The 14,770-nt window shown below is 45.6% G+C and carries 14 protein-coding genes; all 14 read right to left on the bottom strand.

Annotation, left to right across the window (positions count from 1 at the left end):
- Positions 1–64 precede the first annotated feature (64 nt).
- On the bottom strand, positions 65–721 hold the full coding sequence (gene rpe / locus LEP1GSC061_RS08390; RefSeq protein WP_016544560.1) for a ribulose-phosphate 3-epimerase: 657 nt from the start codon (positions 719–721) through the stop codon (positions 65–67).
- The gene (locus tag LEP1GSC061_RS08385) at positions 718–1,722 is read right to left on the bottom strand and encodes a PASTA domain-containing protein (protein ID WP_040508140.1); all 1,005 of its coding nucleotides are present in this window, start codon (positions 1,720–1,722) and stop codon (positions 718–720) included. The genes rpe and LEP1GSC061_RS08385 overlap by 4 nt, the downstream gene beginning before the upstream one ends.
- Positions 1,719–2,663, bottom strand: a complete 945-nt coding sequence (fmt, locus tag LEP1GSC061_RS08380) for a methionyl-tRNA formyltransferase (protein ID WP_016544782.1) — start codon at positions 2,661–2,663, stop codon at positions 1,719–1,721. Before fmt ends, LEP1GSC061_RS08385 begins: the two co-directional genes overlap by 4 nt.
- On the bottom strand, positions 2,663–4,606 hold the full coding sequence (priA, locus tag LEP1GSC061_RS08375) for a replication restart helicase PriA (RefSeq protein ID WP_016544372.1): 1,944 nt from the start codon (positions 4,604–4,606) through the stop codon (positions 2,663–2,665). The genes fmt and priA overlap by 1 nt, the downstream gene beginning before the upstream one ends.
- The gene (locus LEP1GSC061_RS08370) at positions 4,603–5,457 is read right to left on the bottom strand and encodes a hypothetical protein (RefSeq protein ID WP_016544204.1); all 855 of its coding nucleotides are present in this window, start codon (positions 5,455–5,457) and stop codon (positions 4,603–4,605) included. Before LEP1GSC061_RS08370 ends, priA begins: the two co-directional genes overlap by 4 nt.
- Positions 5,450–6,793, bottom strand: a complete 1,344-nt coding sequence (locus tag LEP1GSC061_RS08365) for a sigma-54-dependent transcriptional regulator (RefSeq protein WP_016544546.1) — start codon at positions 6,791–6,793, stop codon at positions 5,450–5,452. The genes LEP1GSC061_RS08370 and LEP1GSC061_RS08365 overlap by 8 nt, the downstream gene beginning before the upstream one ends.
- 1 nt (position 6,794) lies before the next feature.
- Positions 6,795–8,591 (bottom strand): LIC_11548 family sensor histidine kinase, encoded by a 1,797-nt coding sequence (locus LEP1GSC061_RS08360; RefSeq protein ID WP_016544415.1) that lies wholly within the window; start codon positions 8,589–8,591, stop codon positions 6,795–6,797.
- Positions 8,588–8,854 (bottom strand): HPr family phosphocarrier protein, encoded by a 267-nt coding sequence (locus LEP1GSC061_RS08355; protein ID WP_198014244.1) that lies wholly within the window; start codon positions 8,852–8,854, stop codon positions 8,588–8,590. Before LEP1GSC061_RS08355 ends, LEP1GSC061_RS08360 begins: the two co-directional genes overlap by 4 nt.
- Positions 8,829–9,791: an HPr(Ser) kinase/phosphatase gene (gene hprK, locus LEP1GSC061_RS08350; RefSeq protein ID WP_016544588.1), complete on the bottom strand. Its 963-nt coding sequence runs from the start codon at positions 9,789–9,791 to the stop codon at positions 8,829–8,831. Before hprK ends, LEP1GSC061_RS08355 begins: the two co-directional genes overlap by 26 nt.
- A 4-nt stretch (positions 9,792–9,795) precedes the next feature.
- Positions 9,796–11,226 carry an RNA polymerase factor sigma-54 gene (rpoN, locus tag LEP1GSC061_RS08345; RefSeq protein ID WP_016544478.1) on the bottom strand — a complete coding sequence of 477 codons (1,431 nt, stop codon included), beginning with the start codon at positions 11,224–11,226 and terminating at the stop codon, positions 9,796–9,798.
- A complete protein-coding gene (gene lptB, locus LEP1GSC061_RS08340) occupies positions 11,223–11,948 on the bottom strand; it encodes an LPS export ABC transporter ATP-binding protein (protein WP_016544377.1) in 726 nt (241 codons plus the stop codon). Before lptB ends, rpoN begins: the two co-directional genes overlap by 4 nt.
- Before the next feature lie 8 nt (positions 11,949–11,956).
- Positions 11,957–13,285: an LptA/OstA family protein gene (locus LEP1GSC061_RS08335; protein WP_016544260.1), complete on the bottom strand. Its 1,329-nt coding sequence runs from the start codon at positions 13,283–13,285 to the stop codon at positions 11,957–11,959.
- Between the two features lie 3 nt (positions 13,286–13,288).
- The gene (gene lptC / locus LEP1GSC061_RS08330) at positions 13,289–13,843 is read right to left on the bottom strand and encodes an LPS export ABC transporter periplasmic protein LptC (protein ID WP_040508278.1); all 555 of its coding nucleotides are present in this window, start codon (positions 13,841–13,843) and stop codon (positions 13,289–13,291) included.
- 72 nt (positions 13,844–13,915) lie between these two features.
- A complete protein-coding gene (kdsA, locus tag LEP1GSC061_RS08325; RefSeq protein ID WP_016544498.1) occupies positions 13,916–14,770 on the bottom strand; it encodes a 3-deoxy-8-phosphooctulonate synthase in 855 nt (284 codons plus the stop codon).

Here is a 14,770-nt window from a genome sequence, read left to right as displayed (position 1 = left end):
GCGCCCTGTTCTTACAGTACGCCTTAATAGACCATTTTTTCGCGCCAGGCCCTTATGTCAAGATTTAACGGGAAGCTTCGGCTGCGATCTTTTTCAGACGGATTCCGTTTTCGCTCGGATCTCCGGTTTTAAAAAGCCCCGCCCCTACGACGCAGATATCCACTCCCGCTTGGGAAAGTTCCTGGATATTGCTATCGTTGACTCCCCCATCCACTTCCAATTCGATCGGATAAGAAGAGATGAGAGACTTGACCTTGCGGATCTTGTCCATTCCCCCATCCACGAACTTTTGGCCGTAAAAGCCCGGCTCTACAGTCATAATGAGGACTAAATCGATATAAGGAAGAAGAGTCTCTAAGACTACTACTGGGGTTCCCGGATTCAAGGAGACTCCAACTTTGGTCCCATTCTTCTTGATTTCTTGGGCCAGACGAATCGGGAAACGTGTGGTTTCCGCATGGAACGTAATACAGTAAGGAGCTAGTTCATAGTATTTATGAACGTGATTCTCCGGCTTCTCCACCATCAAATGCACATCCAGAGGGATGGAAGTCATTGCTTTAACTTCCTTGTTGATAGCTTCTCCGAAGCTGATCTGGGGGACGAAATTTCCGTCCATTACGTCCATATGAACCAGATCGATCCCTTCTTTCTTAAAGCTTGGGACGATATTCGCCAGTCCGCTGAGTTGTGTGGCGAGAATAGAGGCAGATATTTTCAAAATTCGTTCTCGTAATCTTTGGATTTTACTTTAGATCCGCTTTGGTCCAGTAGAACAAGAGTAACGTCTCCGGCTCTATAAAATACGGTCTGGATCCTATCTCCCTCTTTGTATTGCGTGGGAGCGGAGATTTCCGTTTGTTTGGAATCGTCGTTTTGGTCCTTCACTAAGAGCTTGTAGGTTCCGTTTTCCGGGATCTTGTACTCGAAGCTTTCGTATCCGCTTTCGACTCTGTCTTCCGGTTCGAAATAGAAAACCTTGAATTGGTATTCGTTCCCGATCTTTTGTACGGATTCTATCTTACCCGAATCGGGACGGAATTTAGTAGGAAGTACTTCCGCTCTGGAAGGAATCCCCGCTCTCGCCAATGTCCTTTGAGCGAAAACAAAGGAATCTCCAGGCTTAAAGTCCAGGGTCTGGGGGGCCTCGCCCTCCTTTTTCTTTGCTGGGGATTTAGTTACTAATAAAAATACTTTTTCGGCCGCGGTAGTATTCTTACCGGCCTCGGGAATTTGATCCACCACAACGTCGGGTAGCTCGCCTTCCTTCGCTTCCACATATGTGATTCCGCCTATCGTCATGGAAACGTAGGTCTCTCCGGAAAGGACTTTTTCTAGGGAATTCTTTGTGGATGCCAAGGATTGTCCCTTTACGTCCGGCATGATGAGTCGGTCTAACCCGACGTTTACTGTGAGAGAAACTTTGGAACCGGCTTCGATTTCCCTTCCGGGACGAATGGATTGGTAGATGATGATTCCGTCGGTCTTATCGGGATATCTTTTGGATTCGAGGCGGACCTTTAATTGGAGTCTTACTAATTCGTTATGGACTTCGTTATAGGGTTTACCTACTACGTCCGGCATGACCACCATAGTAGCGCTTTTGGTTCGGATGAAGACCACCAAGAAGGCTGCGATGAAAAAAACGACCAAGCCGAATGCGATGAAAAAAAAGTATCCCCCTGCAGGGAGATATTTGGTGCGGAGTTCTTCCTTAGTCACTCGAAACGATCCTCATCCGTAATTCGGAAACCGTTTAGAAAATCGGAAACATTCATTTTGTTTTTGTTTTCCGGTTGCACGGAAAGTATTTCCAGGAAACGGCCATCTCCACACTGGAAAATAAGGGCCTTTTTGTCCATTCGTTTCAATCTGCCGGGCTCAAGCGAGGAATCGGAAAATTCGGACGGTCTCGTTTTCCAGAGAACCATTCTCTTTTCTCTAAATTTGCAAACAGCTCCGATTTCCGGACTCAATGCCCGGATCCGATTGTGTATATCCAGGGCAGGAAGATTCATATCTAAGGTCCGATCTTCAGGTTGTATTTTCGTGCAGTAGGTAGCCCTGCTATGGTCTTGGGGGATCGCCGGAAATGGATTCTCTCGATTTCCTTTCAATAAAGGGATTATGGATTCGATTCCTGCGTGGGTGATCTTTTGCATCAGGGACCCGGTATCGTCTTCGATATCCACCGGGACTTTGGAGATATGGATGATATCGCCCTCGTCCATTTTCTCTCCCAGGTATTGTATGCTGATTCCGGACTCCGAGTATCCTTTCCAGAGCGCTGTTTGGATGGGGGATGCTCCTCTCAAATCGGGAAGAATGGAACCGTGTAGATTGATGGATCCGAATCTTGGCTGGGAATAGATTTCCTTGGGAAGAATGGAACCGTAAGCGAAGACCACATATAAATCCGGTTGGAACGCGGAAAAATCCATGAGAGCGGTCTCCTTCTCTTTTTTGATGGATTCATACTGAAAAACGGGAAGGCCCGCTTCCAAGGCCACAGTCTTTACAGGACTCGGTACAGGCGTTTTACTTCTTCCTTTGGGACGATCCGGATTCGTCACCACGAAGTCGATTTGGATCTCCGGTTCTTGGATCAGCGATTGGAGTAGAGCGGCGGAAGGTTCGGGGGTTCCGAAAAATGCGATTCTCATCAGACTAGATCCACTGGATCAAAATCCAATTCGAGGTAAACATTTTTAGGCAGTTTCATAGGCCGGACTTCTTCCCTTAAGATATCTCTCCATTTGTTTTGCACTGTCGTTTTGATTAGAATATGATTCCTAAAATTCGCGTCTATCTTGTAGAAGGGACAAGGAGCCGGACCCAAAACGACAGTATTCGGTTCGGGAAGATGGCGCTTTAAGATTCTATGCACCTCTTCTATTACTTTTAAGGAAACCTCTTCGTCCTTAGAGCGGGAAAGAATCCTTACCAACCGGGAAAACGGAGGATAAAACAATTCTTTACGGATCGGAAGTTCGGATTCGTAAAATCGAATATAGTCCTGGTCTAAAGCCATTCGGATGACCGGATGATCCACCGTATTGGTTTCGATCAAAACTTCTCCTTCCAAATGAGAGCGCCCTGCTCTACCTGCGACTTGTGTCAGAAGGGAAAATACTCTTTCTCCCGCGCGGAAGTCAGGAAGTCCTAGACCGATTCCTGCGTTTAGGACTCCCACTAAAGTGACTCTCCCCGCATCGAGTCCTTTCGAAATCATTTGGGTTCCGGTGAGAATATCGATTTCTCCGTTTACGAGTCTTCCGATCACATCCGTAAGGACCGACTTGTCCTGGATAGAGTCCTGGTCCAATCTTTCCACCTTCGCGCCGGGAAAGGATTCGAGTAGGAACTCCTCCAATTTCTGGGTTCCAGTTCCCATAAGGACGAGCTTCTCACCCAACCTCGCTTCCAGATGAGCCAAGGAGTCCGTGAATCCGCAGAGATGGCAGATAACGCTTCCTTTTTTGTGATAGCACAAATGGGAGGTGCAATTCGGACAGGGAATATAATTCTTTTGGTTTTCGGAATACAAAAGAGGGCTGTATCCTCTTCGATTCAAGAGAAGAATGACCTGTTCCTTTTTATCCAACCTTTGTTTGATTGCGAACGTAAGCGGAGAACTTAAGAGTCTCGCGTCTTTCCTATTCTCCTCGATCCGAATCGTCGGAGGTTTGGCGGCTCCAGGTCTCTTAGAAAGCACCTGCATTCCTATTTTTCCGGTTTTCGCTAAATGATACACTTCCAAAGAGGGAGTAGCGGAGCCTAAAACCAAAACGGCGGAATTCTTCCTACATCTATGCAAAGCGACCTGCCTCGCATGGTATCTGGGAGTGGAATGTTCTTTAAAGGAACCGTCGTGTTCCTCGTCTATGATTACCAGTCCTAAATTTTGGATAGGAGCGAATACCGCGGAGCGGGTTCCGACCGCGATTCTCTTTCTTCCGTGCAAAAGATCTGTATACGCCTTGAATCTTTCCGAGACTTTTAATGCGGAATGCAATAATGCGATCTGCCCCGGGAATACAGAATCTAGTTTTCGGATAATATGATACGTTAATCCGATTTCCGGAACGAGTAGTAGTACGCCTTTATTCGTGTTCTTTAAGATGTCCCGGATCAGATGCAGATAAACTTCCGTTTTTCCGCTTCCGGTGATCCCGAATAGAAGATGGACGGCATCCTTTCCGAAGTCTCTTTTGATATTTTCGTAGGCGAGTTTCTGTTCTTCGTTCAACTCCAGAGGAGAGGTTTCCTCTGCCCCGTTTTTTAGATCCACTTTGGAATGTCTTCTACCCGCGGGGATCATCTTATGGATGCATTCTCCCAGGGAAGCCAGGTATTGTTCCTTTAACCAATATGCTAGTTGGATCTGTTCTTCGTTAACGATTGGAGTCTTGTCTACGACACGTTCGACCGAAAGAACTTCGTAATTCGGTTCGTTATGATGCAGGCTAAGTATGATGCCTTCTTCTTTTCTGCCTCGGAGTTTCGCTTCTACCCTCACTCCCACCTGAGTGCCGGGCGGGACTTCGTAAGTGAAGCTGTCTTCCAAAATCGGAAGGTCGAAGGCTACTTCGGCGTACTGGATCAAATCCTTTCCTTTACCTCTGAGTGAAAAATTTCCAATTGGGCCAGGATACTTTCTTTTACTTCTATTTCCTTCTTCTTGGCTTCCTGGAATTCCGGGGTGTCGGGTTTGCTATTCTTACGTTTTTGCTCTGCGGCTAAAATAGCTTCTGGAGATCGTAGGACGATCATGGGAAGACCCGGTTCGAGCTCCAGAGTATTGCCCATTTTTTTCATCGCCTCGTCCTTGCCGTAAAAAAGAGTCGCTGCAGCTCCCAATAAAATAACGCCTTGGATGCCCTCTTCATTTACGGTCTCGAGCACGTGAGTTTTACAATTTTCCGTTCTTCTTTTCCAATCCGATTCAGAAGATCTGTCCTGGGAAAATAAACAGGCGGGAAATTCCTGGTAGAAGAATTCCTTCATGGAGAATCCGAAGACTTTCTGCACCATTCTTTCGAATACGTCTTCCGCTTCGGAACTACGAAACGTCTTTAAGGGAGAGGTTTTAATATAGGACTCTTTTCCGGGTACGGTCTCTCCGGTATAATGCAGAACCAGGACCTTTTTTCTGCCTCTCACAATGAAATGACGGATTGCGCTGAGTCTGTCGGAGCATAGCTTGCAGGAAAAATTTCTTTCCTCTTTTTTGGCGGGCGTCCGTGCGATAGGACCCCGAGCTGCAGACCCTGGATTTTCCTTAGTTGCGGCCGTCGCGGAAGGGAGCCAGTTCCAGGAATTTTTCCAGATCAGATCTAGGTTTTGGGGATCCTCTTCTCCTTGCTTTCTGAGAATGGGGAATTCGTCCTTGAGGATCAGATATTTTAAGTCCTTCAGGATCCCTTTGAGTTCGGTTATGAAATTTCCGTTACTCATGAATATCTTCCGCCTGGATGCCTAAAGATTTCATTTTGCGATATAGATGGGTGCGCTCTATTCCAAGAGCTTTGGAAGTCTTAGTGACGTTTCCTTCGTTTAATTGCAAAGTTTTTATAATATACTGTTTTTCGAATTCTTCTTTGGCTCTTTTTAGATCCCCTTTTTCCGCCAAATCGTTCGCTTTTAGGAATCCGGTGAGAGAATCCTTTACATCCTGAGCGCGTATAACCTCTCCCACGGTCATAATACAGAGTCTTTCCACCACATTCTTAAGTTCTCTTACGTTACCCGGCCAGAAATGACTCTCTAAGAGATTTAGCGCTTCTTTCTCTATAATTTTGGTGGGAAGATGGTTCTCTTCCAATGTCAATCGCACATAATGGTCCACGAGTAGAGGAATATCCGATCTTCTATCCCTTAGAGGAGGAATGATAATCGGGATCACATTCAATCTGTAGTATAGATCTTCCCGGAACTTTCCGTCCCGGATCGCTTCTTCTACGGGTATATTCGTGGCCGCGATGATTCGAACGTCCACGGAGACTCTTTCGGTGCTTCCTAATTTTTCGAATCTTTGCTCTTGCAAAATCCTAAGCACCTTGGCTTGGGTGGACAAGGACATATCGCAGATCTCATCTAAGAATAGAGTCCCGCCGTTTGCCGCTTCGAATTTTCCGATCCGGTTCTCCGTCGCTCCGGTAAAAGCGCCTTTTACATAACCGAATAGTTCGGATTCTATTAGATCTTCCGGAATCGCTGCACAGTTTACTTCTACGAAAGGCTGTTCCTTGCGTTTGGAATTTTTGAAGATTGTGCGGGCAACGAGTTCCTTGCCGGTTCCGTTCTCCCCATAAATAAAAACACGAGCGTTGGTCGCGGCTGCCTGGGCGATGGAAAATTTTACTTTTTGGATCGCCGGGGAATTTCCTAGGATCTCGTCGTTCTCCAATTTAATTTCGGGAGATTCGAATTTTTCGGAATGCAATAGAGCGTCTTCTACTGATTCCAATACTTTGGCGATGGAGAGCGGCTTTTCTAAGAAGTCCATCGCCCCTTTCTTGGTGGCTTGGACCGCTAATTCTATGGTTCCGTGTCCGGAGATCATGAGAACTGGAACCGTAGGATAGATTTTTTTGCATTCGTCTAGAATGCTTAGCCCGTCCTCTTTTCCAAGCCATACGTCCAAAAGAACTAGACTGGGTCTTTCTATCTTGAGTTGCTTTAAAAAATTTTTGCCCGAAGAGAAATGCTCCACTTCGTAGCTCTCGTCTTCCAAAATATCCTTGAGGGACTTTCTGATTTCCGGTTCGTCGTCTACTACAAAGATTCTCATATCAGGCTACAGGGAGTTCGATCCGGAATTTGCATCCGCCCAGCTCAGACGAATCTACGGAAATATGACCGTTATGGTCAATCACAGTTTTCTGAACGATTGCAAGGCCGATTCCGGAGGTGTGCTCGTCCTTAGTGGAATAATAAGGTTCGAATACTTTGGATCTATAATCGGGCGAAATGCCGATCCCGTTATCTTCTACGAGTAGCACCACGGATCTTCTCATGATCCTTCTGTCTAGTTTCGTAGTGATGCGGATTTTTCCTACTAAAGAAGTAGACTCTTCCTTTGCTTTTCTCTTTTCTATGGCTTCGACCGCGTTCTTGAAGAGATTATTCATGATTCCTTGGAATAGTTTCTTATCCAGAAAAATTTCCGGGAGATTTTTGCCGAGGTTCAATTCGATTTGGATTCCGGGAGAATGTTCGAATAATTTTGCGCTTTCTAAAACGACAGGTTCCAAGTGTTGGTTAATGAGTCTAGGTGCCGGCATTCTCGCGAATTCGGAGAATTCGTTCACCAGATGTTCTAAAATTTTTACCTGTCCTATGATCGTCTCCGTTCCTTTTGTGACGATCTCTTGGAAATTTTCAGGAACGCTAGCATTCAATTTTCTACGGATTCTCTCCGCTGACAATTGGATAGGCGTGAGAGGATTCTTGATTTCGTGAGCCATTCTCTGAGCGACTTCTTTCCAGGCGGCGATTCTTTGGGAATGCATCAATTCTTCGTTCTTGGATTTGAGATCCTTGACCATCTGATTGAAGGACTCGACCAAGGCTCCGATCTCCCCTCCTTCGGTTAACGGAAGATTGATATCCGTATCGCCTAAGGAAACTTTTTGGGTGGCGTTCGCGAGATCTATGATGGGTCTGGAAATTTTTCGCGCAAATACCAGAGAGAATATGATGGATAATAAAAAGGTAAAGATAGTAATGAGACTCACCGTAAGGCGGATTTCGTAAGGAAGTTTTTCTTTCGCAAGATTCGCAGCTAGATAGTTTCTACGAGTGTTCCAGAGAGCATAGGCCTTCTCTTCTTCTCCCGAAAAAATACGTTTTCCCAGAATCAAATATTTACTCGGATCCTTTGCCTGTATCTTTAAAAGATAATAGGCGGAATTGGGTTGCACATTGATATTCTCTTGGATTCCTTCCTCCTCGGAATCAATGAATTGGCCGGCATCTGTCATGGGGATCTTTAAGGTGCGACTCTCCAACATGAGAGTATGATTTTCATGCCATCCCACATAATAGTTCGGATTCGAGATGAGGTCCAGTTGGTTGGATCTTTCGGTCAATACATGCGCGTTCGGACGTTCTTGGAGGACTAGATTGCGCAAAAGTTTCGCCTTTTCTATCAAATCCCTTTTTTCTCCCGCTAATTCCTTGCGAATGAAATAATCTCCCGAATCCAAGGCTTGGGCGATATCCAAGCCGTAGAATCCTTCGAACACCTTACCGATTATATTGGAAGAAAGAAAGAAGATGGGAATCGAAGGAAGTATCGCTACGAATAGAAAGGAAAGAGAAAGTCTATACCGTATCGAGCTCTTGAGTCTGCCCGTTTCCAGATTACGTTTATTCCTATAAAAGTAGGAAAGAGCCAAGAAAAGAATGAATAGAGGGACCGTATAATAAAAGTAAACTAGGATCCTATCTACGAAATGAAAGTCGGAATTTTGTCTGAAATGAATGAGTTCCGCTAAGAATATTCCGAAAAGAATCACTCCCGAGAGTATGAATAAATCCCTGAAGTAGTAGCGATTCTCCTCGTTCCTAAAAGGGAACAGACTCATACCGCAAAATCGCTCTCCACCAATTTTGCGAGCGCGGATCCCGCTTCCTCTTCCTGGTCTCCTAGGGTTTTAATCGTAAATTCCTGTCCCGGAGCGAGAGCCAACATCATGAGTCCCATAATACTTTTTCCGTTTACTTCCACGCCATCCTTGGATACCAACACCTCGCAATTGTACTTGGAGGCGCAGTTTACGAAGACGGAGGCGGGGCGGGCGTGCATACCGGTGCTTTGTTCGTTAATTTTGAGGTGGATTTCTTTCAACTTTCCCTTGCTGCAAATAAAGATTTAGTTTTTGGCTGAATTCTGCCGCAGCATTCTTACCTAGTTTTTTTAAGCGCTGGTTCATGGCTGCAGTTTCCACGATAATAGGGATATTTCTTCCGGGTCGAACCGGTAACTTGATGAGAGGAATATTCACACCCAGAACTTCTTCCGTTCTGTTTTCGAGACCGGTGCGGTCGAATTCCTTCTCGTCGGTCCATTCTTCCAGATGGATGATCAGTTCTATCAGTTTATGATCCCGGACGGAACCGATTCCGAAAATATCCTTAATATTCAGGATTCCTAATCCTCGTATCTCCATATGGTGTCTTAAAAGATCCGAGCAGGTACCGATCAGATAGCTTTCCGATAATCTTCGGATCTCCACCATATCGTCGGCGACTAGACGATGTCCCCTTTCTATTAATTCCAAAGCGGTCTCGCTTTTTCCTACGCCGCTTTTTCCGGAGAGAAGAATTCCTATCCCGAAGACTTCTATGAGAACTCCGTGCCTCATGGTTCTAGGAGCGAGACTTCTATCCAGGATTTGGGAAATCAAAGTGATGAATTTGTGAGTGGATACGTCGGAACCTAAAAGAGGAATATTCAACCTATCGCAATATTCCACGAAAATTGGAGGAGGAGGATTGCCGTGAGTGAATATGATGCAGTTCAGATGGAAATGAAAGAAGTCGGCTGCGATCTTTAGCAAGCTTTCCCCTTCATGGGAAGTGATATAAGCCCATTCTCCTTTTCCGAAGATTTGTATACGATCGTGAGCGAAACTTTCGTAAAAGCCGGTCAAAGAAAGACCTGGGCGATTGATTTCGGAGCTATGGATACGATTCTGTAAGCCTGCTTCTCCGGCGATGAGCTTTAACCCGAGTTCGGGGTGGTCGTTTAGAATATTCGATACGTTGATTCCGGGAACGGACATCTGATCACCTGGCTTCCAGAGATTTTACCTTCTTCCTTTGGTTGGAAGGAAGAATTTTCAGAATTTTTCTGTATTTCGCGACTGTGCGTCTTGCGATCTCGATTCCCTTGCTCTCTATTTTTTCGACTATGTCTTGGTCGGAGAGAGGATTTTCCGGATCTTCTTCTTTTACTAAATTGCGGATGATATCGTGAATCGTCTTTGAGGACTCCATTCCCCCTTCCGAAGTTTTGGATTTTAATCCGGAGGAGAAGAACCATTTCAATTCCAAAATCCCCCAAGAAGTCTGGACATACTTATTGGATGTAATTCTGGAAACTGTGGATTCGTGCAGATCCAATCTCTCCGCGATATCTTTGAGAGTAAGAGGTCTTAGGAAACGAACTCCCTTACGAAAGAATTCGGTCTGCAGCTCTATGATTGCGGAGACTACTCTATAAAGAGTTTGTCTTCTTTGATTTACGGAACGAATCAGCCATTCCGCAGAATTCAATTTGGAGGAGATATATTCCCTGTCGGAGTCCTTTGCGCCCTTCTTTAAGATTCCTTTATATTCTTTGTTGATCTTAAGTTTGGGAAGCCATTCGTCGTTCAGAAGAATACTAAATTCTCCGTCGATTTCACGAATGATCACGTCCGGAACGACGTAATCCGGTTTTTTAGGAGTATATAAAGTGGCAGGAAACGGTTCGAGCTTTTTGATGTCGGCAGCCATAGCCTCTATCGACTCTACCGGTAGTCCCATTTTTTTGGAGATTCCACGGTAATCCAGTTTTTCCAGGTCCTTCAGATACACCGCGATAAGTTCGTGAAGATTCTTATCTTCGGGCTTTAGTATCTTTGCCTGGACCAATAAGGTTTCCTGGATGCTACCCGCGCCGATTCCCAGAGGATCCAATTGATGGATTTGCTCCAATACTTTGCGGATGATTTTGGTGCTGACGCCGATTTCTGCCGCTAGCTCTTCTTTGGTTTGGGAAATGAAACCTCTATCGTCCAGCATCGAGACCAGAATTTCCGCGATCTCCATCTCCTTTCCTTTTAGGGAGGAGATCCGCAATTGCCAGAGAAGGTGCTCTGACAGGGACTGGGTATTGGGAGAAGACTCTATGTATTTTTGATTTCTATCGGAGGCGTCGGTTCCTCGATATTGCGGCTTGTCCAGACTGAAGGAATCCTGCCAGCCCTGATCCGAATTCTTGAGAAAATCGTTTTTCTCTTTTCTGCGTAAATCATCCACAGAGTAAAGTTCGGGACTTTTGCTTCTCTCGGAGGACAGCTCTTCCTCCAGCATAGGGTTTTCCACCAGCTCGGCGCTGATTCGGTCCGCTAGTTCCAGGGTAGACAGAGGCAGAAGCTCGATCGACTGGCGCAGATCCTGCGTCATGACCAACTTTTGAGTCTGTTTCTGGACTAACTGGTGGTTGAGGTTCACAGTTTGAAGTCCTCTCCTAAATACATTCTCTTGGCTTCCTTATCGTTCACCAATTCTTTGGGAGTTCCCGCGATAAGGATTCTCCCACTGTGCATGATATATGCACGATCCGTAATTTTCAAGGTTTCCCGAACGTTATGGTCGGTAATTAAAATCCCCAGCCCTTTCTGTTTTAAACTATTTATAACGGTCTGAATATCTTTAACAGCTATAGGATCCACTCCCGCGAACGGCTCGTCAAGAAGGATAAAGTCCGGATTTGTTACCAATGCCCGGGCGATCTCGCATCTTCTTCTTTCTCCTCCCGAGAGTGTAAACCCTTTTTGATTGGCGACCCTCATAATTTGCAGTTCTAACAGTAGTTCGTCTCTTCTTCGTACGATTTCCGAACGAGGAATTTTGAGAGTCTCCAAAATCGCTTCCAGATTTTCCGCCACCGTTAGCTTACGAAAAATGGAAGCCTCTTGCGCTAGATAACCGACTCCTAATTTAGCACGAACGTGCATAGGCGCTTCCGTTACGTCTTCGTTATCTATGAATACGTGTCCCGAATCCGGTTGAACGAATCCGACTGACATATAGAATGATGTGGTTTTTCCGGCACCGTTGGGTCCGAGCAGGCCAACGACTTCGCCTTTACGGACATCGAATGTGACTCCGTCTACTACCTTGCGACCATTATAGATTTTTACTAGATTTTGACATCGGATTCTTTGTCCCATTCTGCTCTTTAATTTCCTAAATGGACCCCTTCGGTCAGAATTGATCTTCCTTCTCTGGGATAAAAGACGATTTTTCCCGCTCTCAACAACTTACCGGCCCGATCGATACGCGGATTTCCCTCTAGAATGATCGATTCATCATTCTCATAATAGGTTGCGTATTCTCCTAATGCGTCGGTATTCTTGGCCTTGATTCGGATATCGCCTCGGATCACTGTTTCTTTTTTATCTGTAAATCTTTCGAACTCTTGTGCGAAGACTGTACTCGTAACGTTGGAGGAATCCTTGTCCAAGAATTCCATCTTAGCTTCTTCTCTAAGATGAAGGTAATCCTCTTGGCGAAAGAATTCGAAAATATGTCCGGAGAGAAGGAGTCGATTCTCCCGATCATGCACCTTGATATTCTGCTTGGCCTTAATGATCCTCGAGTCTCCTCCTACGGATTCGATCGCGTCCGCTGTGATTTTCAGATCCTTTCTAAGAACGGTTGCGTTGCCGGAGAGCCGAACCGTCCTTTCGTTTTCCTGGTTCGGTCCGCTATCTATCTTGTCCCCTTTTAGGATGGTCAGAACCGTCTCGTTCGCTTCTTTTCCTTCTTGGTCCTTTTTGGTCTCGATTGCGGTTTGAAAGAGTACATTCTTTTCTTCTAAAACGATACGACTTTCGTTCGTATAGAATGTAAGCCTCTGTCCGGTAAGATAACGATTTTTGGAGAGAAGAATAGGATTCGGATCCGTACTAATCGTATGCTCCGATTCCTTGAAGACGGCCTCCGAACAGAAGATCGTAATTTCAGGATGGGAAACGATTACCCCGCCTTTAAATTTAGTGACCTTGGTGGAAAGTTCCCTTTCTATCGTCACCGCGGAGATGACCGTTTGTTTGCCGGTCTTATCACGGAAGTATAATCTGGGCCTTTCCCGGATATAGACCATTTCGGAGTATTTATCGTATTCTCCCACTCCGGCTCTTAGAGTGGTCCCGTTTTCCTGGTCCTCCACATGTACCCCGTTTTTCAGATAGGCCTTATAAGCCTCCTTGCCGTAGACTTCGATTCTATTCGCGCCCAATTTGACTTTCTTATGTTGGATCCAAGCCCCTCCCTCTAAACTGAATATGGTGACCTTGAGCCCTTGCACTTCCCTGTCCTCTTGGGTTAGGGCGCTCGCTCCCCAATAGGTGGGAAAACTTTCCTGTCGTTTAGGATCCGGTTCCCCGATTCCTTCGAAGGATTTTCTGTCCAAGCTTTCGGGAGAAAAAAGAAGCGGCGGCCTGCTGTGGGAAAGAAGAGAAGAAGCAGCAATAAATAAGAATATTATAAAAAGACGTTTTAGCATGGCTCATTTAGGGGAAGAAAGAGGATTAGCGCCGCCCTGAGTGATGGCGGAGGGGCGAAGAATGGTAAATTTGTTCAGATCCTTATCCGCTTTTAGTCCGACTCCGCGGATAAAAGTGCCGTTGGCGTCGATGATCACCTCTTCGTTAGAGGTAAGTTCCTTTGTTTCTTCGTTGTATTGTAGAGACTTGGCTTTGAGAGTTCGATTTTCCACCGTCCTCAAGACGATATCCCCTTCCAATACTATCAGGTGTTTGGATTGATTGATATCCCCTTTTTTGCCGGTCAGTTTGGATTTGAACTTACCATTTTCGTACTGATCGAAATCCACTCCATAGAGCACGTATCTTTTTTCTTTTGCGAAAAGATACGCTTCTTCCGCCTTCAATTTCCATAGTACAGTACCTGTATCGTCGTACTGATCCTTTTGGAAATTCTTGAAGGATACGGTGGAGCCTTTTTCCCTTTCCCCCTCGACCCGGCTGTACTTCGTTCCCGGCTTTCCTCTAAAGATAAAAAAGGAAAGAATTAATATTAGAACGGAACCGAATAGAGTCATCGGTCCGTATTTCTTTAATTTTTCCCGGTCCAGGGAGACTAGGAGTTTTCGGATGGAAATCAAAGTCTTCGCTTAGTTACGGTTTAGAATTTCCTGTTTAACGTAGCGATCTAAACCGACTAATTCCTTTAATAAAGATTTCACTTCGGAGAGCGGATACTGCGTGGTGGCATCCGAAAGAGCCTTTGCTGGATCCGGATGCACTTCCATGAAGATTCCTTCGATTCCCAAAGCGACAGCGCTTCTTACTATACTGGGAATGAATTCTCTTTGTCCCCCGGTGATATTTCCTGCGGCTCCGGGCAATTGAGCGGAATGAGTTGCGTCGAATACGACCGGAATATCATATCCGTGTAAAATAGGAACCGTTCTACCGTCGAAGACAAGATTCCCGTAACCGAAGGTGCTTCCTCTTTCCGTTACTAGATATTTTTCGGAACCGGATTCCTGCACTTTGGTCTTGATATGACGGCAATCTTGCGGAGCGAGAAATTGTCCCTTCTTCACGTTTACCCATTTTCCTGTCTTTGCGGATTCCGCGATCAGATCCGTCTGTCTGCAAAGAAAAGCGGGAATCTGGTACACGTCGATTACGTCTTTTAAAGGACCGATTTGGGAAGTCTCGTGGATATCGGTTAAGACCGGAACGTTGTATTTATTCTTAATATACTCCAGATGTTTGATCCCTTCGGATAAACCCGGACCACGGTAAGAATTTACGGAGGAACGATTCGCCTTATCGAAGCTGCTCTTGAAGATAAAAGGAATCTTTAGTTCCGCGCAAATTTCCTGCATCTGGGCGCAGACCCCGTCTAAAAGGTCTCTGTTTTCCATCACGCAGGGACCGGCGATCAGAAAGAAGGGATTTGCCCCTCCTATTTTAGAACCGCCTAAAAATTCCCTTTCCTGTGCCGTGCGATCGCTCAT

Source organism: Leptospira wolffii serovar Khorat str. Khorat-H2, from assembly GCF_000306115.2.
Lineage (GTDB): Bacteria > Spirochaetota > Leptospiria > Leptospirales > Leptospiraceae > Leptospira_B > Leptospira_B wolffii.
This window is presented reverse-complemented; position numbering and strand designations above follow the sequence as displayed.